This is a genomic window from Streptomyces tuirus, from assembly GCF_014701095.1.
Lineage (GTDB): Bacteria > Actinomycetota > Actinomycetes > Streptomycetales > Streptomycetaceae > Streptomyces > Streptomyces tuirus.
This window is the reverse complement of record NZ_AP023439.1, coordinates 1,869,354-1,894,060: the sequence shown is the minus strand read 5'-3', so window position 1 is coordinate 1,894,060 and position 24,707 is coordinate 1,869,354. Positions and strand designations below refer to the sequence as shown.

The following is a 24,707-nucleotide window of genomic DNA, read 5'->3' as shown; positions in this document are numbered from 1 at the left end:
TCCTCATCCGGGACCCGGCGCGCAGGACGGGCCTGCCGGTTGTCCAGCCCGGTCGAACGGGGCTGCTAGTTGTCCAGCCCGATCGAACGGGCTGCTAGTTGTCCAGCCCGATCGAGAACGCCGCCTCCAGGTCGTGCTGCGAGTACGTACGGAACGCCACGTGCGTGTCCGTGCCCTCCACTCCGGGGATCTTGCTGATCCGGCCCGGGATGACCTCGGCCAGGTCCTCGTGCTCCTTCACCCGGACCATCGCGATCAGGTCATAGGTGCCGGTGACGGAGAAGACCTCGCTGACGCTGTCCAGCGCCGCGATCGACTCGGCGATCTCGGGGATCCGGTCCACGCTGGTCTTGATGAGGACGATCGCGGTGATCACGGCTGGTTCTCTCCCTCGGGGGCCGGAGCAGGGGCGGCCTTCACTCTAGTGGGGCCGGTGGGGCGGCCGTAGCGGACCGAGGCGTAGCCGAAGCCCAGACCGAATCCGATCAGATGGGCGAGGTAGGCCACCCCCGGCCCGTCCGGGGCCCGCCCCGCCGCCAGCCACTGCAGCGCCGCCCAGAACGGCAGCACGACCCATGCCGGGAAGCGCACCGGCAGGAAGAAGAGGAACGGCAGGAGACTGGTCACCCGGGCACGGGGGAACAGGTACAGGAACGCGCCGAGGACCGCCGAGATCGCCCCCGAGGCGCCGACCAGGGACTGGTCGGAGTCCGCGTTGGCGACGGCGTAGCCCAGCAGGGCCAGGTAGCCGCAGCCGACGTAGAACAGGGTGAACTGCACCCGGCCCATCCGCTCCTCGGTCATCGCCCCGAAGACGTAGAGGAAGAGCATGTTGCCGAGCAGGTGCACCCAGCTGCCGTGGACGAAGAGCGCGGTCGCGGGGGTGAGGGCCGCTCTTCCGGACCCTTCGAACAGTTCTGCGGGGATCACGCCCCAGCGCCGGAAGTAGGCCCGCTGCACGGCGAGCAGCTCGTCGCCCGTGCCGTAGGCCGGATTCAGGCCCGAGGCGGGTCCGGCCAGGAAGGCCAGGCAGCACAGGGCGATCAGGGTGTACGTCACCGGCGCCGAGGACCCCCTGACCGATCTGCCGGCCCGGACGATCGACGCACTCCACTTGTGGATCATGAATACAGAGCATGACGTAACCGGACGCAACCGCCCAGACCGCCTCGCCGCCGTGGACACGCGGGCGGCGGGTACCCGCCAGGCCGTAGGGTTACGGACCACACGCACCGGGGACGCCGGTCGCGTCACGGACACTAGAAGGAAAGAGAACAGGTCACGATGACGGTTCCCCTGCCGACCGCCGAGACGCGTTGGCGCTGCACCCTCTGCGGCAACCTCACGAGGTTCGACGTGACCCGCTCGTCGAAGGTCGTCGAGTACGTCCACCTCGACCTGGCCGGAGAGCCGAAGGTCGAGGAGCGCGAGGTCCTCAGTGAGACCATCGAGTCGGTGCGCTGCCGCTGGTGTAACGCGGTGGACCAGGTGGAACTCGTGGACAGGCCGGGCGCCGGCTCCTGACGGGAGCGGGCCCCGCACAGCATTGGGGTGTGACGGATGGTGGAGACCACAGGCGGGGGGCCGGGCGACGGCGCCGCCGAGGTGCTCGACCGTCCGCTGCCCGACGGCGTGCGCCGCAGAGTGGTGCAGATCGTCTCCGACGGCTTCGGTTCGCTGACGGTCGCCGAGCTGCCCGCGCAGCTCAGGCAGTACGCCCGGTTCGCCCCGAACCGGCGGGCGAAGTTCGCAGGGAACGCCATGGCGGCCGCGCTGGAGACCGACCCGCTGTTCCGGCAGCGCATCGGGGAGAAGCTCAGAGAAGCCCAGCCGGAGCTGACCGGCGCACTCGACTCAGGCTCCCCGCCCCCGGCCGCGGACCCGCTCGACGTGGCGGCCGCGGCCTATGTACTGCGGCCCCTCGGCTGGGTGAAGCTCGTGACCGCCGCCGGCGAGGAGGCCCAGCGGGCCGACGCCGAGCGCGCCGACGAGGAGAGCCGGGCCGAGCTGGAGCGGCTGCGCGCCGAGCTCGACCGGGCCCGTGAGCACACCCGGGAGGAGACCGAGCGGCTGCGCACCGAGCTGGAATCGGCCAAGAAGGAAGCCGAGTCGCTGCACCGCAAGCTGCGTGCCGCCCTCAGCGACGTCAAGCGCGGCGAGGCCGCCCTGCGCAAGGCACAGGGCGAGATCGAGGCCGTCCGCGCCGAGGGGCACGCACAGGTCTCCGCCGCCGAGAGCGAGACCCGGCGCCTCAAGTCCAGGCTGGGCGAGAGCGAGGCCGCCCTGGAGGCCGCGCGCCGGGCCGCCCGGGAGGGCCGCAGCGTCGAGGACATGCGGGTCCGGCTGCTGCTGGACACCCTGCTGGACGCCACCCAGGGGCTCCGCCGTGAACTGGCCCTGCCCCCGGTGTCGGTGCGGCCCGCCGAGACCGTCGACGCCGTCGAGCCGGGCCGGATGACGCCGAAGGACATCGCCGCCCGCGCCCTGTCGGAGGACGACCCGCAGGTCCTCGACCAGCTGCTGGCGCTGCCGCAGGCCCATCTGGTCGTCGACGGCTACAACGTCACCAAGACCGGCTATCCGCAGATGCCGCTGGAGAAGCAGCGCCTGCGGCTGCTCGGGCAGCTCTCCCAACTGGCCGCGCAGAGCGGCGCCGAGGTGACCTGCGTCTTCGACGGGGCCGAGCTGGTCGCGCCGGTGCTGCTGGCCCCGCCGCGCGGTGTGCGCGTGCTCTTCTCGAAGCCGGGCGTCACCGCCGACGAGCTCATCCGTCAGCTCGTGCGGGCCGAACCGCCGGGCCGCCCGGTCATCGTGGCGTCCACCGACCGCGAGGTCGCCGACGGCGTGGCCCGCGCCGGCGCCCGCCCGGTCGCCTCCGCGATGCTGCTCCGGCGGCTTTCACGGGCCTAGGGGCCTTACGCACCATGCGTAACCTCCGGGCGTGATGCCCGAATTGGTGTGACCTGTGAGCCACGGTGCGTCAAGTGGGGCTCACCGCCCGTGAGTCCAGAGGAAAAGATGGCCTACCGTGACGCAATTTTTCATCTGAGGATTTGAACTGATCACAGGAAGGTCACTAGGGTCGGGCCGAACCTCCGCTCGGGTGATCACTCATCGGGAGAGACGGCGGAGGGGCCAGAAGGAGCTTTTCACCCGTGGCGTCCCACCGTCGTCCTAAGCAGCCGAGCCGCGCACGTGTGACCGTGCTGACCACCGCCGCCGCCGCTGCCGTCGCCTTCAGCTCGCAGGCCGCCAACGCGGCCCCCAGCGAGAAGCCGAGCAAGGACGAGGTCAAGACCAAGGTCGACAAGCTCTACGAAGAGGCGGAGCAGGCCACCGAGAAGTACAACGGGGCCAAGGAGAAGCAGGAGAAGCTCCAGAAGGAGATTTCCACCATCCAGGACAACGTGGCCCGCGGCCAGGAGGAGCTCAACGAGCTCCGCGACAGCCTGGGCCTCGCCGCCGCGTCGCAGTACCGCACCGGCTCCATCGACCCCTCCGTCCAGCTGTTCCTCTCCGCCGACCCCGAGGACTACCTCGACAAGGCCTCCACACTCGACCAGTTGAGCAGCCAGCAGGTCGAGGCGCTCAAGAAGGTCCAGGAGAAGCAGCGCGAACTGGCCCAGGAGCGCGCCGAGGCCTCCGAGAAGCTCAAGGACCTCGCCTCCACCCGGACCGAACTCGGCAAGAAGAAGAAGGAAGTCCAGGGCAAGCTCTCCTCCGCGCAGAAGCTGCTCAACAGCCTCACCGCCGCCGAGAAGGCCGAACTCGCCGCCGAGCAGAGCCGCGCCAGCCGGGCCAGCGAGCGCGACGCCCTCGATGTCAACGTCCCGCCCGGCTCGGGCCGCGCCGCGTCCGCCTTCGCCTTCGCCCAGAGCCAGCTCGGCAAGCCCTACGTCTACGGCGCCACCGGCATGAGCTCCTTCGACTGCTCCGGCCTCACCTCCCGGGCCTACGCCGCCGCCGGCATGCAGATCCCGCGCACCTCCGAGGCCCAGTCCCAGATCGGCACCAAGATCTACTCCACCAGCCAGCTCAAGGTCGGCGACCTGGTCTTCTTCTTCAACGACCTGCACCACGTGGGCCTCTACGCCGGCAACGGGCAGATCATCCACGCGCCGCGCACCGGCACCGTCGTCCGCTACGAGTCGATGGGCACCATCGGCGGCCCGTTCATGTTCGGCGTCCGCGTCTGACGACCGGCCCCCGGAGCCCGCAAGATCAGCACACCGTGTCCGCCGTTCGGGCGAATCACGGCAGCCCCGAGTGAGCCCACGCCCCGCCATTGACCTGCGTCAGCGGCGGGGCGCACTGCTGGATACCCACGGATGGTCGTTGGCGGCCCCCTGCCGCGGGGCTACTGTCTGCCGCGTTCCAAGTCCGCCAGCGGAAGGAGAGCGGCTTCCCGTGGGGTCCCATCGCCGCCTTGCACCGTCCGGGTTCGACCGGGGCGCCGGTGCCGCGGTCAGCATCCTGTCCGTCACGGCCGCCGCCCTCGGCGCGGTACCGGCCGCCGCCGCACCGCACGACGACACCCGGGCCACGGTGGACCGCCTCTACGAGCAGGCCGAGAAGGCCACCGAGGCGTACAACGAGGCCGACGAGCGTGCCGACGAGCTGCGTGCCGAGGTCGGCATCGCCCGGGACCGCGTCGCCCGGCAGCAGGAGCGCGTCAACTCCATGCGGGAGTCCCTCGGTTCGTTCGCCGGCGCCCAGTACCGCTCGGGCGGCATCGACCCGTCCCTCGCCCTGCTGCTGTCCGACGACCCGGACGACTACCTCGACCACGCGGCCCGGCTGGACCGTCTCACCGCCCACCAGGCCCGTGAGCTGAAGGCACTCCAGGGCGCCATGCGCGAACTCGCCCAGGACCGCGAGGAGGCCGCCGGGAAGCTCCGCGAACTGGAGACCAGCCGCAAGGCCCTGGCAGCCCACAAGAAGACCGTGGAGCACAAGCTCGCCACGGCCCGGCGGATGCTCAACTCCCTGCCGGAGGCCGAGCGCGACGCCTACGGCCGCGCCTCCCGCTCCGGCCGCCCCGGCATGCCCGACCTCGGCGGCGCCACCGCCGCCTCGGCACGTGGCTCGGCCGCCGTCGCCGCCGCCCGCAGTGCCCTCGGCAAGCCCTACGTCTGGGGCGCCAACGGGCCCTCCGGCTTCGACTGTTCGGGCCTGATGCAGTGGTCGTACGCGCAGGCCGGGGTCTCCCTGCCGCGCACCTCGCAGGCCCAGCGGTACGCCGGCCGGCAGGTCCCGCTGTCCGAGGCGCGCCCCGGTGACCTGGTCGTCTACCGGGGCGACGCCAGCCACGTCGGGATGTACATGGGCAACGGCCAGGTCATCCACGCGCCCTACCCCGGCGCGCCCGTGCGCTACGACCCGGTCGGGATGATGCCCGTCTCGTCGGTCACCAGGGTCTGACCGGCGGGGCCCGGCGCCCGTACGATCGGGAACGTGGCTGGTCGAAGGTCGGGGTCCGCGCTGGTGGCGCTCGTCGTGCTGCTCGTCGCCCTGGCCGGGTGCGGCGGGCGGTCCGCGGCCGGCAGTGCCACGGCCGACGTGCAGCGGCTCCTGGACCGGCGGGCCGCGGCGGTCGTCGACCGCGACGCGCGGGCCTACGAACGGACGGGCGCGGGGACGGTTTTCGCCAATCTGCGCGCGGTGCCGGTGGCCGCCTGGTCGTACCGGGTGACCGCGGTGCGCCGCACCGGCGACACCGCCACCGCCGACGCCGAACTGTCCTACCGCGTCGCCGGGTACGACGAGGCGCCGGTGACCACCCGGCGCACCCTGCGGCTGAGCCGTGACGCGGACGGACGGTGGTCCGTCGTCACCGACCGGCCTGCGAAGAAGTCCGCGCAGCAGCTGTGGGACCAGGGGGCGGTGCACCTCGTGCGGGGCCGGAGCAGTCTCGTGCTCGGCGTCGGTCAGTCCGGGCAGTCGCTGCGGGACTTCGCGGACCTGGCCGACCGGGCCGTGCCGGCCGTGTCGGACGCGTGGGGGACGGACTGGAACCGGCGGGTCGTCCTGCTCGTGCCGAAGTCGCTGGAGGGGATGGCCGGTCTGCTCGGCTCGCCCGCCTCCTCCTACCGCGGGATCGCGGCGGTCACCACCGGCGAGACGGGGCCCCGGACCCGGGCACCGGCGGACCGGATCATCGTCAACCCGGACGCCTTCGCGCTCCTCGGGGGCCTCGGCGAGCAGGTCGTCGTCACCCACGAGACCACCCATGTCGCCACCCGTGCCCGCACCACGGCCGCCACGCCCCTGTGGCTCTCCGAGGGGTACGCCGACTGGGCCGGCTACCGCGCCGCCGGCCGCACCCCCGCCGAGGCCGCCCCCGAACTGTCCCGGGCGGTCGCCGAGAACCGGGTCCCCGCCGCCCTCCCGGACGACGAGGACTTCGGCTTCACCGGCGACGCGAGCCGCCTGGCCCGCTCCTACGAGAGCGGCTGGACGGCCTGCCGGATGATCTCCGACCGCTGGGGGGAGGACCGGCTCGGCGCGTTCTACCGGGCCGTCGGGGAGCACCGGGAGCGGGCCGGGGCGGTGGAGGAGGCGATGCGCAAGGTGCTGGGGACGACGCCGGACGCCTTCACGCGGGAGTGGCGGGCATACCTGCGGCAGCAACTGGGCTGACCCGGGCCCGAGCCGCCGACGGCCTCACTCCGGCGGGTCTCCGCCTCACTCCGGCCGGTCGAGCACCTCGACGGCCTCCCGCAGCCACGCCCGCTCCGCCTCGCCCGTGGCCCGGGCCACCCGGAGCATGCCCTGACGGAACAGGTCCTCGGCCTCCTCGGCGCGGACCGGCTTGCCGGACGCGTAGAAGAAGCTCGTCGGGGTCTCCAGGAACTCCAGCCGCCGGCGCAGCACCGCGGCCTGCTCGTGCCGGTCGGGCAGGTGGCGCAGGAAGGCGAGGACCGTGTTGAAGCGGACCTGGTCGGTGATCTCGGTCTGCTTGGGGTGGCGCAGCCGCTCCAGCAGTTCCTCGCGCCCCTTTCCGGTGAGGGCGAGGATCCGGCGCGGGGCCGCGCTCGCGCCCGGCTCGGTGCGCTGGTCCAGCAGGCCCGCCCCGACCAGGCGCGTGATCGCCGGGTAGAGCGCGCCGTCGCTCACCGACCGGACATGGCCGGTCAGTGCCTTGATGCGCTCCTTCAGCTCATAGCCGTGCAGGGGCTCCTCGGCCAGGAAGCCCAGGATCGACAGCTCCAGCATGGTCCTCCTTGCGGGTGGTCGACACCGCATGCTACCTCTTAACGAGCTACCTCGAATCGAGATAGCTCGTTTCGATGGTCAAACTGGGGGACCCCGTGAACGCCCATCGCAAGCACCTCCTCCTGCTCGCAGGACCCGTCTACCTCTCGCTGCTCGCCTCCGTCGCCGCGGGGATCATCAACACCGTCTGGGTCGCGCGGCTGGGCGGCCCGGCCGTGGCCGCGGTGGCCGTGGCGACCAACACGGAGAACGTGCTGCTCGGCATCGCCCTGGTCTTCGGCTCCGGTACGACCGTGCTGGTGGCGCACGCCAGGGGCGCCCGCGACCCCGGGGCCGTTCGCGCCGCCGTACGGGGTGGATGGGCGCTGTGGGCGCTGGTGACCCCCCTGGTGGTGGCGGGCGGCCTGATCGCCGGCGAACCGCTGGCCCGGCTGGTGCTCGGCGGGGCGGACGGCGCCGCCCTCCCGCTCGCCGTCTCCTACTTCACCCTGTCCATGCCGGGCATGGCCGTCTTCTTCGCCCAGCAGCTCGTCGACGGCATCCTCAAGGGCACCGGCGACACCCGGACCCCGATGCGGCTCGCGCTGCTGGCCAACGGCCTGATCCTGGCCCTGGACCCGCTCCTCATCCACCTCCACGGCGTCCGGGGCGCCGCGGCCGCCACCGTGCTGTCCCGGTGCGTGGCGCTCGGGGCGGGACTCCTCGCGGTCCGGCGCAACGCCCTGCTGCGCGAGGCCCGCCGGGCCGCGCCGGGCGAGTCCCCGGCCGCCTCCCTGCGCCGGACCCTGTCGACCGGTCTTCCCATGTCCGCCGACTTCACCGTGCGGCAGACGGGAGCCCTGGTCCTGGTCGCGATCGTGGCGCGGCTCGGGGTGACGGCGGTGGCCGGGTACGCGATCGCCTACAAGGTCATGTACGTGGCGACCATGGCCTTCTACGCGGTCCGTCAGGCCGCCGCCATCCACACCGCGCACACGCGGGGCGCGGGAGAGGACGGACGGCGGGCGATCGGGAGGCAGACCGTGCTCCTCTCCGGCGCCCTCGGCCTCGGCGCGGCCGTACTGCTGGCCGTCGGTGCCCCGTGGCTCATGGCCGCCTTCGGAGCCGGGCCCGGGGTTGGGCACCAGGGTGTGCTGTTCCTGCGTTGCGTCGGGCCCTACCTGGTGCTGATGGCCTGTCTCATCGCGCTCGGCGGGGTCTTCGAGGGCAGCGGGGGCGCTTCGGCGCTGCTGCGGGTGACCGTGCTCGGGACCGCAGTGCAGCTGGCCCTCGCGTACGGCCTGACGGGGCTCGGGCTGCCGGGGGTGTGCCTCGCTCTGGCGCTCGCGACGGCGGTGCAGTGCGTCCTCGCGGGGGTGCTGTTCCGGCGAGCCCCGGCTCAGGAGGAGACGGGGGTCTCCCCGGCGCGGGCGGCCGGCTGAGACGGCAGGGGAGCGGGGAGCGGGCGCGGCACCGTCGCCTTCCACAGGGCCCGGGCCGCGACGAGGGTGGCGACCACCAGCAGGCCGTTGCGCAGGAACAGCAGGGTGAGACCGAGGCCGTCACTGGCCACCACACTGGCGAAGTAGTACGGGAACTCCAGCACCGTCACCAAGCACGCCACCAGCACCAGCGCGACCGGCAGCCGCATCCGGCTGCCCGGGAAGTACAGGCACACCGCCGCCAGCCCGACCAGCCACACCATGTACTGGGGGCTGATCACCCGGCTGGTGGTGGTGAACATCAGCACGGCGACGAAGGCCGCGTCGGCGAGCGTGTGCTCCTCGAACCGCCGGGCCAGCAGCCGCCACAGCACCAGCCAGCCGAAGGCCGCCCCGGTCAGGAACAGCGCGCCGGTGCTCACCTCGCTCACGTACGGCCCGAGGAACTCGATCGATCCGTAGTTCAGCTTCACCTCGCCCTGCCAGCCGAAGTGCCGGGCGACGTGGAAGACCAGCGCGCCCAGCGACTCCACCTCGGTGCCCCGGTCGCGCTGGAAGGTCAGGAACGCGAACGCGCCCGGCATGGCCAGCGCGAACGCCCCCGTCACCACACCGCCGGTCACCAGGGCCGACACCCAGGCGCTGCGCCGGCGGGCGGCGAGGAGCAGCATCGCGGGCCACACCTTCAGCAGCGCCCCGAAGGCGGCCAGGGCCCCCAACGCCCTGGGGTGCCGGGCACCCGCGAGCAGCGCGGCCATCGCCACGGCCGTCACCATCACGTCGTAGCGGGCGTACACCGTCGGGCCGAGCAGCGGGACGCCGATCACCCACACCCAGGCGCCGTGCAGCGACCGGCCGGGGCGGCGGCCCGCGTACGTCATCAGGGCCAGCACGGCCAGGTCGGTGACGCAGACCAGGACGTAGAAGGCGGTCGCGTAGTCCAGGAAGGGCAGCAGGCCGGGGGAGAGGATCGCCAGCGCGGCGGCGGGCGGGTACTGCCAGGTGACGTCGTTCAGCGGGAACGTTCCGGTGCGCAGCACGTCGGACCAGCCCTGGTAGATCACCTGCACGTCGCTCGTCACGTCCGGGCCCGGGAAGACGTACACCTTCAGGACGAACAGCAGCAGCACCAGCCTCGTGAGACACCAGAGGACCGGCAGCCATACCAGGGGCCGCCTCGTGCCCGTCGTCTTCACGTCGTGATCCCTGCCCGTTCGCCTGCCGTGTCGAGGGACCATGATGGGCCCGTCAGCTGTGAGCGTGCCATATGCGCTGCCGCACAGGGCGACGAGGGCGGTTCGGTAGGGTCGGCGGCGTGCGCAAGACCCTGATCGTGACGAACGACTTCCCGCCCCGGCCCGGCGGCATCCAGGCCTTCCTGCACAACATGGCGCTGCGGCTGGACCCGCGGCAGCTGGTCGTCTACGCGTCGACCTGGAAGCGGACCCGGGAGGGCATCGAGGCGACCCGCGCCTTCGACGCCGAGCAGCCCTTCACGGTCGTACGGGACCGCACGACCATGCTGCTGCCGACGCCGGGCGCAACCCGGCGGGCCGTAGGTCTGCTGCGGGAGCACGGCTGCGCCTCGGTGTGGTTCGGGGCGGCGGCCCCGCTCGGCCTGATGGCCCCCGCGCTGCGCGGTGCGGGCGCCGAGCGGCTGGTCGCCACCACGCACGGCCACGAGGCCGGCTGGGCCCAGCTGCCCGCCGCCCGGCAGCTGCTGCGCCGGATCGGCGACGCCACCGACACGATCACCTACCTCGGCGAGTACACCCGCTCGCGCATCGCCCCCGCCCTGACGCCCGGGGCCGCCGCCCGGATGGCGCAGCTGCCGCCCGGCGTAGACGAGAAGACCTTCCACCCCGGCTCGGGCGGCGACGAGGTGCGGGCCCGGCTGGGTCTGACGGACCGGCCCGTGGTGGTCTGCGTCTCCCGGCTGGTGCGGCGCAAGGGGCAGGACACCCTGATCCGGGCCCTGCCCCGCATCCTCGCCGCCGAGCCGGACACCGTCCTGCTGATCGTCGGCGGCGGCCCCTACGAGAAGGACCTGCGGCGGCTCGCGCACGAGACGGGCGTCGCCTCCGCCGTCCGCTTCACCGGCGCCGTGCCCTGGTCGGAGCTGCCCGCCCACTACGGCGCCGGCGACGTCTTCGCGATGCCCTGCCGCACCCGCCGCGGCGGCCTCGACGTCGAGGGCCTCGGGATCGTCTACCTGGAGGCCTCCGCGACGGGCCTGCCGGTCGTGGCCGGCGACTCGGGCGGCGCCCCGGACGCGGTCCTCGACGGCGAGACGGGCTGGGTGGTGAAGGGCGGTTCCCCGGAGGAGGCCGCCGACCGCATCACCGTCCTCCTCGGCGACGCCGAGCTCCGCCGCAGGATGGGGGAGCGGGGCCGGGAGTGGGTCGAGGAGAAATGGCGCTGGGACCTGCTCGCGGAGCGCCTCAAGGACTTGCTGTAGTGCAGCCGCCCCTCAGGGACGCGGGGAACGGCGCGGACAACCACGGACCACCCGCACCCGCCGTCCAGGATCCAGGCGCACCCCACTAGGCGGAACCGCAAATTCCGCCGATGCTGCGCGCATGGCAGTAAAACTGATGCAGCGTCAGCTGACAAGACGTCAAATCCTCGGCACGGCAGCCCTCCGGACGGCTGCCACCCTCGGCTTCACCCGCATCGGCCTCGACAGCGCCCGTGCCGCCCAGCCCGACGCGGTCGACACCGCCCCGGCGATCGTCGTCGGCTCCGGCTACGGCGGCGCCGTAGCCGCCCTCCGGCTCGGCCAGGCCGGCATCCGCACGATCGTCCTGGAGATGGGCCGCCTCTGGAACACCACCGGCCCCGACGGCAAGGTCTTCTGCACCACCAGCGCCCCCGACCGGCGGTCCATGTGGTTCCGCACCCGCACCGAGGCACCCCTGTCCAGCTTCCTGTGGCTGGACGTGGTCAACCGGGACATCGATCCCTACCCGGGGGTCCTGGATCGCGTGCACTTCGACCAGATGTCCGTGTACGTCGGCCGGGGCGTCGGCGGCGGCTCGCTGGTCAACGGGAGCATGGCGGTCACCCCGCCCCGGTCGTACTTCGCCGAGCAGTTCCCCACCGTCGACGCCGGCGAGATGTACGGCACGTACTTCCCGCGCGCCCGCGCCGCCCTCGGCGTGAACACCGTCGACCCGGCCTGGTTCGAGTCGACGGAGTGGTACCGCTTCACCCGTGTCTCCCGCAAGCACGCCGAGAGGACGGGACTGCGGACCACCTTCGTGCCGAGCGTCTACGACTTCGGCCACATGCAGCGCGAGGCGGCCGGCACCGCCCCGAAGTCGGCGCTCGGCGGCGAGGTCATCTACGGCAACAACCACGGCAAGCGCAGCCTCGACAAGACCTACCTCGCCGCCGCGCTCGGCACCGGCAACGTCACCATCCACACCCTGGAGAAGGTGCGCGCCCTCAGCCGCGCGCCGGACGGGAGCTGGGTCCTGACGGCCGACCGCGTCGACGAGACCGGCCGGGTCGTCCAGACCAAGGAGTACGGCTGCAGGTACCTCTTCCTCGGCGGCGGCAGCCTCGGCACCACCGAACTGCTGCTGCGCGCCCGGGAGACGGGCACCCTGCCCGGCCTCGACACCAGTGTCGGCGCCGGCTGGGGCACCAACGGCAACGTGATGCTGGGCCGGGCCAACCACCTGTGGGACACGGTCGGGGCGAACCAGTCGACCATGCCGGTCATGGGCATCGACGACTGGGCCAACACCGCCAACCCGGTGTTCGCCGAGATCGCCCCGCTGCCGACGGGCCTGGAGCACTGGGTGAGCCTCTACCTGGCGATCACCAGGAACCCGGAGCGGGCGTCCTTCTCCTACGACACCGGCTCGGGCCGGTTGCGGCTGGGCTGGACGGCCGCGCACTCCGCGGTCTCCGTCGCCATGGCCAGGAAGCTCTTCGACCGGATCAACGCGGCCAACGCGACGATCTACCGCTACGACCTGTTCGGTTCGAAGAGCAAGGTCTTCGCCGACGACTTCACCTACCACCCGCTGGGCGGCTGCGTGCTGGGCAGGGCGACGGACGACTACGGCAGGGTCAGGGGATATCCCCGGCTGTACGTCACCGACGGCTCGCTGGTGCCCGGGTCGCTCGGGGTGAACCCCTTCGTGACCATCACCGCGCTCGCCGAACGCACGATGGCGCGGGTCCTCGCCGAGGACACCGCGCCCTAGGGCGACCGGGAGGTCACTTCGCGTAGATCGCCTCGACCTCGTGCGCGTAGTCCTTCGCCACCACGTTCCGCTTCAGCTTCAGCGAGGGGGTCAGGTGGCCCGACTCCTCCGTGAACTGGGAGGACAGAATGCGGAACTTCCGCACCGATTCCGCCTTCGACACCGCGGCGTTGCCGTCGTCGATCGCCGCCTGGACCGCGGCCAGCAGGTCCGGGTCCTCGCTCAGCGACGCCGCGGTGGAACCCACCGGCTTGCCGTGGTCGGAGCACCAGCGGCCCAGGAACTCCTCGTCGATGGTGACCAGCGCGCCCACGAACGGCCGCCCGTCGCCCACCACCATGCACTCCGCGACCAGGGCATGTGCCCGGATGCGGTCCTCGATCACGGCCGGGGCGACGTTCTTGCCGCCCGCGGTGACGATGATCTCCTTCTTGCGGCCGGTGATCCTCAGGTAGCCGTCCTCGTCGAGGGTGCCGATGTCACCGGTGTGGAACCAGCCGTCGGCCAGCGCCTCCGCGGTCGCGCCGGGGTTGTTCCAGTACTCCTTGAACAGGTGCTCGCCGTGCAGCAGCACCTCGCCGTCGTCGGCGATCCGCACCACCGAGCCGGGCAGCGGCTGGCCGACCGTGCCGATCTTCTGCCGGTCCCAGGGGTTGAACGCGGTGGCCGCGCAGGACTCGGTCAGGCCGTAGCCCTCCAGGACCGTGAAGCCGATGCCGCGGAAGAAGTGACCGAGGCGCTCGCCGAGCGGGGCGCCGCCGGAGATGGCGTACTCGCCCCGGCCGCCGAGGACCGCGCGGAGTTTGCTGTAGACGAGTTTGTCGAACGTCTTGTACTTGATCTTCAGGCCGAGCGACGGGCCCGAGGGGGTGTCCAGCGCCTTGCTGTACGCGATGGCGGTGTCGGCGGCCTTGTCGAAGATCTTGCCCTTGCCGTCGGCCTGCGCCTTGGCGCGTGCCGAGTTGTAGACCTTCTCGAAGACGCGCGGCACACCGAGGATCAGCGTCGGGCGGAACGCGGCCAGCTCGTCGGTGAGGTCCTTGATGTCCGGGACCGTGCCCAGCTTGATCGGCGCCATCATGGGCGCGATCTGCACCAGCCGGCCGAAGACGTGCGCGAGCGGCAGGAAGAGCAGCACCGAGCACTCGCCCGTGCGGAACAGCGGACGCAGCCGCTCCACGATGTTGCCGCACTCGGCGAAGAAGCTGCGGTGGGTGAGCACACAGCCCTTGGGGCGGCCGGTGGTGCCCGAGGTGTAGACGATGGTCGCCGGGTCGTCGGCCTTGGCGAACGAGCCGCGCTCCTCGACGGTCTCGTCCGTGACGTCCTGGCCGAGCCGGCCCAGCTCGTCGACGCCGCCGCCGTCGATCTGCCACACGTGCTTGAGCGCCGGCAGCGAGTCGCGCACCGACTCGATCGCGGCCGCGTGGGCGTCCGACTCCACGACACAGGCGGTCGCGCCCGAGTCGCCGAGGATCCACTGCACCTGCTCCGGCGAACTGGTCTCGTACACCGGCACGGTCACCGCGCCCGCACTCCAGATCGCGAAGTCCAGCAGCGTCCACTCGTAGCGGGTGCGGGACATCAGGCCCACCCGGTCGCCCGGCTGGACCCCGGCGGCGATCAGCCCCTTCGCGGCCGTGTGCACCTCGGCGAGGAACTCGGTGGCCGTGACGTCCTGCCAGTTGCCGCCGATCTTGCGGGCGATGACGGCGACGTCCGGGTGCTGCGCGGCGTTTCTGCGGACGATGTCGGTCAGATTGCCGTCCGCAGGGACCTCGTACAAAGCCGGAAGGCTGAACTCGCGCAAGACTGCTGCTCCTCATAGGGCGCCGGCGCCACGACGGTGTGTGCTGCGACGGTGCGGTCCAAGGCTCGGGGAGGTACTCAGGCATTCACTTGTTGAAATGCAGAGCACGACTGGACTGCCCGGACGTTACCCGCCGGTATGGCTCTCCGACAGGGGGTCCCGTCGAGATGTTCGCTGCGTCACACAGTTGGGTATTCCTTCGCGCACAGTAGTCCACGGACTAACTGACTGGCCAGTAACCGCAGGTCCGGCCGCCACTGTTCACCTGTGCCGCACCCGCTTACGCTTGATCGTCATGGCACCCACACCAGCCCGGAACCACCGGACGCGCGTACACGTGGTCAGCGATGTGCACGGCAACGCCCGCGACCTGGCCAGGGCCGGTGAGGGCGCGGACGCCCTGGTGTGCCTGGGCGACCTCGTCCTGTTCCTCGACTACGCCGACCACTCCCGCGGCATCTTCCCCGACCTGTTCGGCGTCGAGAACGCCGACCGCATCGTCGCGCTGCGCACCGCCCGCCGCTTCGAGGAGGCCCGGCTGCTCGGGGCCTCGCTGTGGGCCGGCCTCCAAGAGAACCGCGCCATGGTGATCGAGGAAGCGGTGCGCAAGCAGTACGCAGAGCTGTTCACCGCGTTCCCCACTCCTACGTACGCCACCTACGGCAACGTCGACATGCCGCCCCTGTGGCGGGAGTACGCCGGCCCCGGCACGACCGTCCTCGACGGCGAGCGCGTCGAGATCGGCGGCCGGGTCTTCGGCTTCGTCGGCGGCGGCCTGCGCACACCGATGCGGACGCCGTACGAGATCAGCGACGAGGAGTACGCGGCGAAGATCGAGGCCGTGGGCGAGGTCGACGTGCTCTGCACCCACATCCCGCCCGAGGTCCCCGAGCTCGTCTACGACACCGTCGCCCGCCGCTTCGAGCGCGGCAGCCGCGCCCTGCTGGACGCCATCCGCCGCACCCGGCCCCGCTACTCCCTCTTCGGCCACGTCCACCAGCCGCTGGTGAAACGGATGCGGATCGGGGCGACCGAGTGCGTGAACGTGGGGCACTTCGCGTCGACCGGAACGCCCTGGGCGCTGGAGTGGTGAGGACGCCCCAGGTCGGGTGAGATCCGCGACTGCCGTGCGCGGTAGCCTTCACGCTGCACCCACGTGCGCACGACCTCATACCGGCCCGCATCTGGAGGAGCCACGGCGATGGCGGAACACACCAGCTCGAGCATCACCATCGAGGCGGCCCCGGCCGACGTCATGGCGGTCATCTCCGATTTCGCCCGCTACCCGGACTGGACCGGCGAGGTGAAGGAGGCCGAGGTCCTCAAGACCGACGCCGAGGGCCGCGCCGAGCAGGTCCGCCTCGTCATGGACGCGGGCGCCATCAAGGACGACCAGATCCTCGGCTACACCTGGACCGGCGAGAACGAGGTCTCCTGGACGCTGGTGAAGTCCCAGATGCTCCGGTCCCTCGACGGCTCCTACCTCCTCAAGCCGTCCGGTGCGGGCGGCACGGAGGTCACCTACGTCCTGACCGTCGACGTGAAGATCCCCATGCTCGGCATGATCAAGCGCAAGGCCGAGAAGGTCATCATCGACCGGGCGCTGGCCGGGCTGAAGAAGCGGGTCGAAGCGGGCACGTAGCCCCGGCCGCGCGGCCACCCGGCAGCAGCGCCGGGTGCTCCGGCGACTCCCGGTACCGTTCAGCCCCATGCGCACCATCCTGATCACCGGCCCCGGCGGCAGCGGTCGTACCACCCTCGCGGCCGCGACCGCCCTGGCAGCGGCGGCCGAGGGCGACCGCACCCTCGTCCTCGGCACCGACCGCACGGACAGCCTCGGTGCCGCCCTGGGAGTCACGACCGGCCCGGCCCCGGTCCAGGCCACCCCGCACCTCACCGCCTGGCGCCCCGACGCCGCGCAGGACTTCCGCCGGGACCTCGCCGCCCTCCAGGACCGCGCCTCCTCCGCCCTGGACCTGCTCGGCGCCTCCCGTCTCGACCCCGAGGAACTCACCCCCCTGCCCGGCGCCGAGGAACTCGCCCTGCTGCGCGCCCTGAGGGACGCCGCGCTGTCCGAGCAGTACGACACCCTCGTCGTCGACCTCCCCCCGGCCCCGCAGGCCCTCGCCCTCCTCGCCCTGCCCGAGGAACTCCGCCGCTACCTGCGCCGCCTCCTCCCGCCCGAACGCCAGGCCGCCCGCGCCCTGCGCCCCGTCCTCGGCCGCCTCGCCGGCGTCCCCATGCCCGCCGAGTGGCTCTACGAGACGGCGGCCCGCTGGGATCTGGAACTGGCCGCCGTCGAGGCGGTCGTCGCCGACCGCGGCACCGTCGTACGGCTGGTCGCCGAGCCCGGCCCGGCCGGTGCCGACGCGCTGCGCACCACAGGCCTGGGCCTCGCCCTGCGCGGTCTCGCCACCGACGTCGTGGTCGCCAACCGCGTCCTGCCCGAGGCGTCCCCGGACACCTGGCTGGCCGGCGCGGTCGCCCAGCAGCGCAAGACGCTGGAGGAGTGGCGGGAGTCGTACGACGTGCGCAGCGTCGCCCACCTCGGACACGACCCGCGCGGCGCCGACGACCTCACCGCCCTCGCCGTGCCCGGCGTCGGCCGGCCGGCCCCCGCCGCCGACTGGCCGGTGACCGACCGGCTCGGCGAGGACGGCGTGCTCGTCTGGGAGATCCCGCTGCCCGGCGCCATACGCGAGGAACTGGACCTCGTCCGGCGCGGCGACGAACTCGTCGTCACGGCGGGGCGGTTCCGCCGGGTCGTCCCGCTGCCCTCCGCGCTGCGCCGCTGCACCGTCGACGGAGCCGCCCTGCGCGACGGGGAGCTGCGGATCCGCTTCGCGCCCGACCCGACACTGTGGCCGCAGGGCCGGTGAGGCAGCGGGGCGGAACCGGGCGAACACGGCCGGTCCGGCCCGTGAACCCGGTACGCCCGTTCGGGTAACGTCGTAGGGACGAACCGTAGTCAGGAGTCCGTCATGAGCGAAGAGCTCCCCCCGTCCGACGCCGCCCGCGAAGAGGCCGCGGACGAGGTACGGGCGAGCGACGCCGACGCCTGGGCGACCGCGTGCGCCGAGGACCTCCAGGCGGAGAAGGCCCGCCGCCGCGCCCAGCACGGCCCGCCCCCGGGCTCCGCCGCCGAGGAACTGAGAAAGCTCGTCGACGCGGTCGCGGAGAAGCTGTCCGGCGTGCAGTCCCCGCTGCTCGGCGCGGTCGCGGGGCCCGCCGCCCAGCAGGTCGTACGGCAGGTCGTCCAGCAGGCCAAGGACGCCGTCGAACCGGTCATCGAACGCAATCCGGACGTCTTCGACCACCTGGCGGCGGCCGGCAACGAGCTGCTCGCGGCCTACCGCTCCGCCGTGCAGGCCCAGGAGCGGCGCTGGACCGGCCGCGACGACCAGGGAGATCCCCGTGACCAGGGCGGGCGCCGGGACGGCGGCGACGACGCCGGCCCCGGGGAGCGCATCGACCTGGACTGAGTCCCCGGCCCCGGCCGAGCGGCGGTCCCGGCGGGGCCGCCGGGGTGCCCAGCGTGCGGACGACAGCGAATCCGAGGGCAGGGCTCGGGTACCGTGGCCGTAGCGGGGCTCGACCGAAACTGAGGGATTCATGGGACTCACCATCGGCGTCGACATCGGCGGCACGAAGATCGCGGCCGGCGTGGTCGATGAGGAAGGCAACATCCTCTCGACCCACAAGGTGCCGACCCCGGGCACGGCTGAGGGCATCGTGGACGCCATCGCCTCGGCGGTGGACGGCGCACGCGTCGGTCACGAGATCGTCGGCGTGGGCATCGGTGCCGCCGGCTACGTGAACCGGCAGCGCTCCGAGGTCTACTTCGCGCCCAACATCCACTGGCGCAACGAGCCGCTCAAGGAAAAGGTCGAGGCTCGCGTGGGTCTCCCAGTGGTCGTGGAGAACGACGCGAACGCCGCGGCGTGGGGCGAGTACAAGTTCGGCGCGGGCAAGGGCCACCGCAACGTCATCTGCATCACGCTGGGCACCGGCCTCGGCGGCGGCATCATCATCGGCAACAAGCTGCGCCGCGGGCACTTCGGCGTGGCCGCCGAGTTCGGCCACATCCGCATGGTGCCGGACGGCCTGCTGTGCGGCTGCGGTTCACAGGGCTGCTGGGAGCAGTACGCGTCGGGCCGGGCGCTGGTGAGGTACGCCAAGCAGCGCGCCAACGCCACCCCCGAGAACGCCGAGATCCTGCTCAGCCTCGGCAACGGCGCGCCCGACGGCATCGAGGGCAAGCACATCTCCATGGCCGCCCGCCAGGGCGACCGGGTGGCCGTCGACTCCTACCGCGAACTGGCCCGCTGGGTCGGCGCGGGCCTCGCCGACCTGGCCTCCCTCTTCGACCCCTCCGCCTTCATCGTCGGCGGCGGCCTCTCCGACGAGGGCGAACTGGTCCTCGGCCCGATCCGCAAGTCCTACAAGCGCTGGCTGGTCGGCGGCAACTGGCGCCCGGTGGCCGAGGTCCGCGCGGCGGAACTGGGCAACAAGGCGGGCCTGGTGGGCGCGGCGGACCTGGCGAGGGAACCCGACCCGATCATGTAGACGCCGTCAGGGCGAGCGCCCGAAGGGGCGCGGGGCTGTATCCATGTGCGGCTCCGCCGCGTGGGCGCGACAAGCCACGAACAACCGGCACTCGCGCACGTACCTCGCGCCCCGAACTGTCGGGCACAAGGGGCGCGGGGCTGTATCCATGTGCGGCTCCGCCGCGTGGGCGCGACAAGCCACGAACAACCGGCACTCGCGCACGTACCTCGCGCCCCGAGCTGTCGGGCACAAGGGGCGCGGGGAACTGCGCGATCAGCCACATGCGACCCGGCACCCGCGCACCATCCCCGCGCCCCGCCCCTTTGGGCGTAAATTGACCACATGTCGCTGCTCCCCAACTCGCGTACAGAACCCGACGGTTCCGCAGTCATCAGGGTCCTCGGCTACAACATCCGCTCCATGCGCGACGACACCGACGCCCTGGCCCGCGTCATCAAGGCATGCGAGCCCGATCTCGTCCTCGTCCAGGAGGCCCCCCGCTTCTTCCGCTGGCGCAAGAAGCTCGCCCGCCTGGCCCTCGCCTCCGACCTCGTGATCGTCACCGGCGGCGCCACCACCACGGGCCCGGCCATCCTCAGTTCGCTCCGCGCGAGCGTCGAACACACGGAGGACATCCTCCTGCCCGCCACCCCCGGCCTGCACCGCCGCGGCTTCGCCACCGCGGTCGTCCGGTTCGCCGGCGCCCGCCTCGGCGTGCTCAGCTGCCACCTGTCCCTTCAGAAGGACGAGCGCTACGAGCAGTCCGGCATGCTCCTGGACCGGCTCGCCGGCCTGGGCGTGGAGCACGCGATCGCCGGCGGCGACCTCAACGAACGCCCCGAGGGCCCGGCCTTCCGCCGGCTGGCCGGCCGGCTGACCGACGGCTGGGCCGCGGCCCCCTGGGGCGGCGAGCACACCTGGACCTCCGCCGACCCGTACCAGCGCATCGACGCGATCTTCGCGACCGCCGGCATCGAGGTGCTGGGCTGCGGTGTGCCGACCGGGCACCCGGGGGTGTCCGACGCGGACCTGAGGGCGGCCACGGACCACCTCCCGGTCCTGGCCGCCCTCAGGGTGCCGGCTTCCCAGGGAGCGTCCTGACGGCCCTCAGACGACCGCACCCCGCCCGGGGTCGTCGTCCTCCTCGTCATCCGTCCGCATCCGCATCACCAGCGTCGCGAACCCGCCGAGGAACCCGCCGATCCCCAGCGTGGTCAGCCACCAGGTCATGTCCCAGCCGAGCAGCACGGCCAGCAGGAGCAGCACCGGACCGCCGAGCACGCCGAGCCAGGCGAACTTCGAGGTGGGGTCGGCGGTGGGCAGCGGGGGCGGCTCCGGGGGCACGAAGTGGCCCTCGTCGTCCTCGTCGAAGTCGTCCTCGGAGGGCTCGGGCGTGGTGTAGTCACGCGGGCCGACGCCGGGCGCGAAGGACACCGACCCGCCCAGGGGCTTCACGGGCCCGTCCCCGGGGCCCTCGGCCTCCTGCGGCTCGGCGGGCTTGACGGCGTCCCCGGACTTCACGGCCGTGTCGCCCCGGTCGCCGTCGATCCCGGCGTCGTTGGGCCCGGTCGCGGGCAGGGCCAGGTCCTCGACCGACTTGAACGGCTTGGCACCCGGCGGGTCCGGCGGCTCCTCGCCGTACCCGGCGACGATCGCCGCCCAGGCGGCCTCCTCGTCGAAGGGGACGCCCTTCTCGTCCGGCTCCCGGCCCTCGCGGTCGGAGTCGTGCTCAGCCACCTGCGGTCGTCCCTTCCTTGCCGAGCCCGGGCTCCTCGCCGAGGCCGGACACGATGCGGCCGATGAACGCGAGGCTCTCCTCGTGGATCCGGTCCGCGTCATGGTCCAACGTGGCGACGTGGTAGCTCTGTTCCAGGATGACCTCCTTCACGTCCGTCGACGAGATGCGGCCGAGGATCCGGGCGGAGTCGACGGGCGGCACCACATGGTCCTGCGGGCTGCGCATCAGCAGCACCGGCTGGGTGACCTGCGGCAGCTCGCGGTCGGTGGCCTGGAAGAACCGGCGCAGCGAATGCGCCGCGTGCAGGGGCACCCGGTCGTAGCCGAGCTCCCTGCTGTCCGGTTTGGCGATGTCGCTGGCGATGCCCTTCGTCGCGGGGACGAGGTGGCGCACCACCGGGAGGGCGTGGGCGGCCAGGCCGTGCACCTTGTTCGCGGGGTTGACGACCATGACACCGCGGACGGCGTCGCCGTGCTTCGCGGCCAGCCGCAGGGCCAGCGCGCCGCCCATGGACAGGCCGGCGACGAAGACCGTCTCGCGGCGCTCGCACAGCAGGCGCAGCTCACGGTCGACCTCCGCGTACCAGTCCTGCCAGCCCGTGATCCGCAGGTCCTCCCAGCGCGTGCCGTGCCCGGGCAGCAGCGGCAGGGAGACGGTCATGCCGTGCTCGGCGAGGTGCTCCGCCCAGGGGCGCAGCGACTGCGGTGAACCGGTGAAGCCGTGGCAGAGGAGGACGGCGACCTCTCCGCCCTCGTGGTGAAACGGCTCGGCTCCGGCAAGGACCGGCACCTTCGGCCTCCTGGTCGTGAGAAGGGACTGACACGATCACGGAATGTCACGGAACGTCATGGAAGGGGTCGCACGTCGTTCGCGGGACCTTCACCGTACGCGACCGCACTGACACCGACCAGGGCCGTCGGCGCCTTTGCAAGCGCTCCGGGTTAAGGTCTCATCGAGACATACAGGAGGCACTCGGTTGTTGTACGGCGCGATGAAGGTCACCATCGGGGGTCCGCTGAAGCTCGCCTTCAGACCCTGGGTGGAGGGCCTGGAGAACGTACCCGCCGAGGGCGCTGCGATCCTGGCGAGCAATCACCTGTCGTTCTCCGACTCCTTCTTCCTGCCCGCGGTCCTGGACCGCAAGGTCACCTTCATCGCGAAGGCCGAGTACTTCACCACGCCCGGCGTGAAGGGCCGGATGACGGCCGCCTTCTTCAAGGGGGTCGGGCAGCTCCCCGTGGACCGCTCCGGTGCGCGCGGCGCGGGTGAGGCCGCCATCAAGAGCGGCATAGAGGTGCTGGAGCGCGGTGAGCTGTTCGGGATCTACCCGGAGGGCACGCGTTCGCCCGACGGGCGGCTCTACCGGGGCAAGCCGGGAGGCCTCGCGCGCGTGGCGCTCGCGACCGGCGCGCCCGTCCTCCCCGTCGCCATGATCGACACGGAGAAGATCCAGCCGCCCGGGAAGGTCATGCCGAAGCTCATGCGCCCCGGCATCCGCATCGGCAAGCCCCTGGACTTCAGCCGCTACCAGGGCATGGAGCACGACCGGTTCGTGCTGCGCGCGGTGACCGACGAGGTCATGTACGAGATCATGAAGCTCTCCGGCCAGGAGTACGTCGACATGTACGCGACGGCCATGAAGCGGCAGCTCTCGGAAGCGGCGAAGGCGGAGAAGGAAGCCGAGAAGGCGGCCAGGGCCGCTCTCGCGCGGGCGGAGAAGGAACAGGCCGAGAAGGAAAAGGCCCAGAAGGCGCAGGGCGAGAAGGAACAGCGGACGGAGCAGCGGCGGTCCGAGCCCTAGCGGGGGCTTCGCCGGGGGGCAGGGGGAGATGGCCAAGCGCGAGCGTGTCATGAGGATGTCGGTCGAGCAGCCGCTGTGGCGTGCGCTCACCGCCTACCGGGTGCTCACGATGCTGTACGCGGTCGGCCTGTTCGCCACCGCCTACGACGAGTTCGCCCGCCCCTGGGTCGCCGTCGGCTACTTCGCCGTGCTGTGCGGATGGACCCTGGCCACCCTGCCCCGGGTCGCGAACGCCGCCCGCTGCACCAAGCCGTTCCTCGCCGCCGACCTCACCATCGCCGTCACCGGCATCCTGCTCACGACCGTCGCCGACGCGCACGAGCGGGTGCAGGCGGGCGGCCCGACCCTGCCGTCGATATGGACCGCCGGTTCCGTCCTGGCCTTCGCCATCAAGGGCGGCTGGCGCTGGGCGGCCCTGGCCTCCTCCCTGGTGGCCGTCGCCAACCTGGTCGAGCGCGGCAGCCCCGCCCGGGACACCGTCCACAACGTCATCCTGGTCTGCATCGCCTCCGTCGCCATCGGCTACGTCGTCGAGGTCGCCCGCGCCTCCGAGCGCACCCTCGCCCGCGCCCTGGAGATCGAGGCCGCCACACGCGAGCGGGAGCGCCTGGCCCGGGACATCCACGACAGCGTGCTCCAGGTGCTGGCGATGGTGCAGCGCCGCGGGGCCGTGATCGGGGGAGAGGCGGCCGAGCTGGGCCGGATGGCCGGTGAGCAGGAAGTCGCGCTGCGCACCCTCGTCTCCGGCGGGCTCGTCCCCGTCTCACGGGTCTCGGAGGACGCCGCCGAGGGCGCCCTCGTCCGGGCCGTCGAGGAGGAGCCGGAGCCGGGCGGCCCCGTCGACCTGCGCGCCCTGCTCGCGCCGTACGCGGGTGCCCTGGTCAGCCTCGCCGAGCCCGGCGCGCCCGTGCCGCTGGCACCGGCCGCCGCCCGGGAGGTGGCCGCCGCCGTCGGAGCGGCCCTGGACAACGTCCGCCGGCACGCCGGTGCGGACGCGCGCGCATGGATCCTGGTCGAGGACGAGCCGGACGAGGTGATCGTCACCGTCCGGGACGACGGACCCGGCATCCCCGAGGGGCGGCTCGTGCAGGCCGAGGGCGAGGGACGGCTCGGCGTCGCCCTGTCGATCCGCGGCCGGCTGCGCGACCTGGGCGGCAGCGCGGAACTGATCTCGGTGCCCGGCCAGGGCACGGAGGTCGAGCTGAAGGTACCGAAGGACGTGACGGACCCACGGGGGAAGGCGGAGCAGCGATGACGGAGACCGGCGGAGACCGGCAGGACCCGATCAAGGTCATGGTCGTCGACGACCACCCCATGTGGCGCGACGCCGTCGCCCGCGACCTCGCCGAGTCGGGCTTCGAGGTCGTCGCCACCGCCGGCGACGGCGACCAGGCCGTACGCCGCGCCAAGGCCGCCGCACCCGACGTCCTCGTGCTCGATCTGAACCTGCCCGCCAAGCCCGGCGTCCAGGTCTGCAAGGAGGTCGTCGCCGCGAACCCCGCCCTGCGCGTCCTGGTGCTGTCCGCGAGCGGCGAGCACGCCGACGTCCTGGAGGCCGTGAAGTCCGGCGCGACCGGCTATCTGCTGAAGTCTGCCTCCACCGGGGAACTCCAGGACGCGGTCCGCCGCACGGCCGTCGGCGACCCGGTCTTCACGCCGGGCCTCGCCGGACTGGTCCTCGGGGAGTACCGCCGGCTGGCCTCCGAGCCGGGCCCCGCGCCCGACGCCGACGAACCCAAGGCGCCCCGGCTCACCGACCGCGAGACCGAGGTGCTGCGCCTGGTCGCCAAGGGCCTGAGCTACAAGCAGATCGCCGAGCGGCTGGTCATCTCCCACCGCACGGTGCAGAACCACGTCCAGAACACCCTCGGCAAGCTCCAGCTGCACAACCGCGTCGAACTCGTCAGGTACGCGATAGAGCGCGGCCTCGACGACGAGTGAGGCGCACGTCACACTG

General features: G+C 72.4%; 24 protein-coding genes. 17 read left to right on the top strand and 7 right to left on the bottom strand.

Features of this window, described 5'->3' with window-relative positions; genetic code table 11:
* Positions 1 to 94: 94 nt before the first annotated feature.
* Both IGS69_RS08780 and IGS69_RS08775 read right to left on the bottom strand, forming a co-directional pair.
* Positions 95 to 376, bottom strand: coding sequence for an Lrp/AsnC family transcriptional regulator (locus IGS69_RS08780; protein WP_030848030.1), 282 nt, complete (start codon positions 374 to 376; stop codon positions 95 to 97).
* Complete coding sequence (locus IGS69_RS08775; RefSeq protein ID WP_190898149.1) at positions 373 to 1,125, bottom strand: rhomboid family intramembrane serine protease; 753 nt, start codon at positions 1,123 to 1,125, stop codon at positions 373 to 375. Before IGS69_RS08775 ends, IGS69_RS08780 begins: the two co-directional genes overlap by 4 nt.
* 159 nt (positions 1,126 to 1,284) lie before the next feature.
* Here IGS69_RS08775 and IGS69_RS08770 point away from each other — a divergent pair, with 159 nt between their 5' ends.
* The 5 genes from IGS69_RS08770 (at position 1,285) to IGS69_RS08750 (ending at position 6,639) form a co-directional block, all read left to right on the top strand.
* Positions 1,285 to 1,524, top strand: coding sequence for a hypothetical protein (locus IGS69_RS08770; protein WP_003989675.1), 240 nt, complete (start codon positions 1,285 to 1,287; stop codon positions 1,522 to 1,524).
* A gap of 36 nt (positions 1,525 to 1,560) precedes the next feature.
* Positions 1,561 to 2,910 (top strand): NYN domain-containing protein, encoded by a 1,350-nt coding sequence (locus tag IGS69_RS08765; RefSeq protein ID WP_190898148.1) that lies wholly within the window; start codon positions 1,561 to 1,563, stop codon positions 2,908 to 2,910.
* 245 nt (positions 2,911 to 3,155) lie between these two features.
* The gene (locus IGS69_RS08760; protein ID WP_190898147.1) at positions 3,156 to 4,196 is read left to right on the top strand and encodes a C40 family peptidase; all 1,041 of its coding nucleotides are present in this window, start codon (positions 3,156 to 3,158) and stop codon (positions 4,194 to 4,196) included.
* Positions 4,197 to 4,407: 211 nt separating this feature from the next.
* On the top strand, positions 4,408 to 5,421 hold the full coding sequence (locus IGS69_RS08755; RefSeq protein WP_190898146.1) for a C40 family peptidase: 1,014 nt from the start codon (positions 4,408 to 4,410) through the stop codon (positions 5,419 to 5,421).
* Between the two features lie 33 nt (positions 5,422 to 5,454).
* A complete protein-coding gene (locus tag IGS69_RS08750; RefSeq protein WP_190898144.1) occupies positions 5,455 to 6,639 on the top strand; it encodes a hypothetical protein in 1,185 nt (394 codons plus the stop codon).
* A 45-nt stretch (positions 6,640 to 6,684) separates the two neighbouring features.
* Here IGS69_RS08750 and IGS69_RS08745 read toward each other — a convergent pair whose 3' ends face one another.
* A complete protein-coding gene (locus tag IGS69_RS08745) occupies positions 6,685 to 7,215 on the bottom strand; it encodes a PadR family transcriptional regulator (protein WP_190898143.1) in 531 nt (176 codons plus the stop codon).
* Between the two features lie 95 nt (positions 7,216 to 7,310).
* On the opposite strand from IGS69_RS08745, the gene IGS69_RS08740 reads away from it, so the two are divergent.
* A complete protein-coding gene (locus IGS69_RS08740) occupies positions 7,311 to 8,636 on the top strand; it encodes an MATE family efflux transporter (RefSeq protein WP_190898142.1) in 1,326 nt (441 codons plus the stop codon).
* Here the strand turns inward: IGS69_RS08740 and IGS69_RS08735 are convergent.
* Positions 8,594 to 9,832: a glycosyltransferase family 87 protein gene (locus IGS69_RS08735; RefSeq protein ID WP_190898141.1), complete on the bottom strand. Its 1,239-nt coding sequence runs from the start codon at positions 9,830 to 9,832 to the stop codon at positions 8,594 to 8,596. The two genes, IGS69_RS08740 and IGS69_RS08735, sit on opposite strands and share 43 nt — an antisense overlap.
* A 119-nt stretch (positions 9,833 to 9,951) precedes the next feature.
* On the opposite strand from IGS69_RS08735, the gene IGS69_RS08730 reads away from it, so the two are divergent.
* Entirely contained in the window at positions 9,952 to 11,094 is a 1,143-nt protein-coding gene (locus IGS69_RS08730; protein ID WP_190898140.1) for a glycosyltransferase family 4 protein, read from the top strand.
* A 121-nt stretch (positions 11,095 to 11,215) separates the two neighbouring features.
* Complete coding sequence (locus tag IGS69_RS08725) at positions 11,216 to 12,853, top strand: GMC oxidoreductase (protein ID WP_232543460.1); 1,638 nt, start codon at positions 11,216 to 11,218, stop codon at positions 12,851 to 12,853.
* Positions 12,854 to 12,866: 13 nt separating this feature from the next.
* Here the strand turns inward: IGS69_RS08725 and IGS69_RS08720 are convergent, their stop codons facing one another.
* Positions 12,867 to 14,663 (bottom strand): AMP-dependent synthetase/ligase, encoded by a 1,797-nt coding sequence (locus IGS69_RS08720; RefSeq protein WP_190898138.1) that lies wholly within the window; start codon positions 14,661 to 14,663, stop codon positions 12,867 to 12,869.
* Positions 14,664 to 14,958: 295 nt separating this feature from the next.
* Between IGS69_RS08720 and IGS69_RS08715 the strand changes: the two genes are divergently transcribed.
* The 6 genes from IGS69_RS08715 to IGS69_RS08690 all read left to right on the top strand — a co-directional run bounded on the left by IGS69_RS08715 (position 14,959) and on the right by IGS69_RS08690 (position 20,312).
* Positions 14,959 to 15,756, top strand: a complete 798-nt coding sequence (locus IGS69_RS08715) for a metallophosphoesterase family protein (protein ID WP_190898137.1) — start codon at positions 14,959 to 14,961, stop codon at positions 15,754 to 15,756.
* Between the two features lie 108 nt (positions 15,757 to 15,864).
* Positions 15,865 to 16,305, top strand: a complete 441-nt coding sequence (locus tag IGS69_RS08710) for an SRPBCC family protein (protein ID WP_190898136.1) — start codon at positions 15,865 to 15,867, stop codon at positions 16,303 to 16,305.
* A 67-nt stretch (positions 16,306 to 16,372) separates the two neighbouring features.
* Complete coding sequence (locus IGS69_RS08705; protein WP_190898135.1) at positions 16,373 to 17,542, top strand: ArsA family ATPase; 1,170 nt, start codon at positions 16,373 to 16,375, stop codon at positions 17,540 to 17,542.
* A gap of 102 nt (positions 17,543 to 17,644) precedes the next feature.
* A complete protein-coding gene (locus IGS69_RS08700) occupies positions 17,645 to 18,145 on the top strand; it encodes a DUF5304 domain-containing protein (RefSeq protein ID WP_190898134.1) in 501 nt (166 codons plus the stop codon).
* Positions 18,146 to 18,275: 130 nt separating this feature from the next.
* A complete protein-coding gene (locus tag IGS69_RS08695; protein ID WP_190898133.1) occupies positions 18,276 to 19,229 on the top strand; it encodes an ROK family glucokinase in 954 nt (317 codons plus the stop codon).
* Between the two features lie 324 nt (positions 19,230 to 19,553).
* A complete protein-coding gene (locus tag IGS69_RS08690; RefSeq protein ID WP_190898132.1) occupies positions 19,554 to 20,312 on the top strand; it encodes an endonuclease/exonuclease/phosphatase family protein in 759 nt (252 codons plus the stop codon).
* A 6-nt stretch (positions 20,313 to 20,318) separates the two neighbouring features.
* Here IGS69_RS08690 and IGS69_RS08685 read toward each other — a convergent pair whose 3' ends face one another.
* Together IGS69_RS08685 and IGS69_RS08680 are read right to left on the bottom strand one after the other, a co-directional pair.
* Positions 20,319 to 20,948, bottom strand: coding sequence for a hypothetical protein (locus IGS69_RS08685; protein WP_190898131.1), 630 nt, complete (start codon positions 20,946 to 20,948; stop codon positions 20,319 to 20,321).
* Complete coding sequence (locus IGS69_RS08680; RefSeq protein WP_190898130.1) at positions 20,941 to 21,738, bottom strand: alpha/beta hydrolase; 798 nt, start codon at positions 21,736 to 21,738, stop codon at positions 20,941 to 20,943. Before IGS69_RS08680 ends, IGS69_RS08685 begins: the two co-directional genes overlap by 8 nt.
* A 202-nt stretch (positions 21,739 to 21,940) precedes the next feature.
* On the opposite strand from IGS69_RS08680, the gene IGS69_RS08675 reads away from it, so the two are divergent.
* Genes IGS69_RS08675 through IGS69_RS08665 form a run of 3 tightly spaced genes read left to right on the top strand, consistent with a single transcriptional unit; the run spans position 21,941 to position 24,691 of the window.
* Positions 21,941 to 22,750 carry a lysophospholipid acyltransferase family protein gene (locus tag IGS69_RS08675; RefSeq protein WP_190904420.1) on the top strand — a complete coding sequence of 270 codons (810 nt, stop codon included), beginning with the start codon at positions 21,941 to 21,943 and terminating at the stop codon, positions 22,748 to 22,750.
* A 28-nt stretch (positions 22,751 to 22,778) separates the two neighbouring features.
* Complete coding sequence (gene macS, locus IGS69_RS08670; protein ID WP_190898129.1) at positions 22,779 to 24,005, top strand: MacS family sensor histidine kinase; 1,227 nt, start codon at positions 22,779 to 22,781, stop codon at positions 24,003 to 24,005.
* Entirely contained in the window at positions 24,002 to 24,691 is a 690-nt protein-coding gene (locus IGS69_RS08665; RefSeq protein WP_190898128.1) for a response regulator, read from the top strand. The genes macS and IGS69_RS08665 overlap by 4 nt, the downstream gene beginning before the upstream one ends.
* Positions 24,692 to 24,707: the final 16 nt, after the last annotated feature.

Excerpts from the sequence above, each read along its gene's own strand:
- IGS69_RS08775 (WP_190898149.1), bottom strand. The coding sequence starts at position 1,125 with ATGATCCACAAGTGGAGTGCGTCGATCGTCCGGGCCGGCAGATCGGTC.
- IGS69_RS08765 (WP_190898148.1), top strand. The coding sequence starts at position 1,561 with ATGGTGGAGACCACAGGCGGGGGGCCGGGCGACGGCGCCGCCGAGGTG.
- IGS69_RS08705 (WP_190898135.1), top strand. The coding sequence starts at position 16,373 with ATGCGCACCATCCTGATCACCGGCCCCGGCGGCAGCGGTCGTACCACC.
- IGS69_RS08745 (WP_190898143.1), bottom strand. The coding sequence starts at position 7,215 with ATGCTGGAGCTGTCGATCCTGGGCTTCCTGGCCGAGGAGCCCCTGCAC.
- IGS69_RS08695 (WP_190898133.1), top strand. The coding sequence starts at position 18,276 with ATGGGACTCACCATCGGCGTCGACATCGGCGGCACGAAGATCGCGGCC.
- IGS69_RS08675 (WP_190904420.1), top strand. The coding sequence starts at position 21,941 with ATGAAGGTCACCATCGGGGGTCCGCTGAAGCTCGCCTTCAGACCCTGG.
- IGS69_RS08700 (WP_190898134.1), top strand. The coding sequence starts at position 17,645 with ATGAGCGAAGAGCTCCCCCCGTCCGACGCCGCCCGCGAAGAGGCCGCG.
- IGS69_RS08770 (WP_003989675.1), top strand. The coding sequence starts at position 1,285 with ATGACGGTTCCCCTGCCGACCGCCGAGACGCGTTGGCGCTGCACCCTC.
- IGS69_RS08665 (WP_190898128.1), top strand. The coding sequence starts at position 24,002 with ATGACGGAGACCGGCGGAGACCGGCAGGACCCGATCAAGGTCATGGTC.
- IGS69_RS08690 (WP_190898132.1), top strand. The coding sequence starts at position 19,554 with ATGTCGCTGCTCCCCAACTCGCGTACAGAACCCGACGGTTCCGCAGTC.
- IGS69_RS08715 (WP_190898137.1), top strand. The coding sequence starts at position 14,959 with ATGGCACCCACACCAGCCCGGAACCACCGGACGCGCGTACACGTGGTC.
- IGS69_RS08725 (WP_232543460.1), top strand. The coding sequence starts at position 11,216 with ATGGCAGTAAAACTGATGCAGCGTCAGCTGACAAGACGTCAAATCCTC.
- macS (WP_190898129.1), top strand. The coding sequence starts at position 22,779 with ATGGCCAAGCGCGAGCGTGTCATGAGGATGTCGGTCGAGCAGCCGCTG.
- IGS69_RS08710 (WP_190898136.1), top strand. The coding sequence starts at position 15,865 with ATGGCGGAACACACCAGCTCGAGCATCACCATCGAGGCGGCCCCGGCC.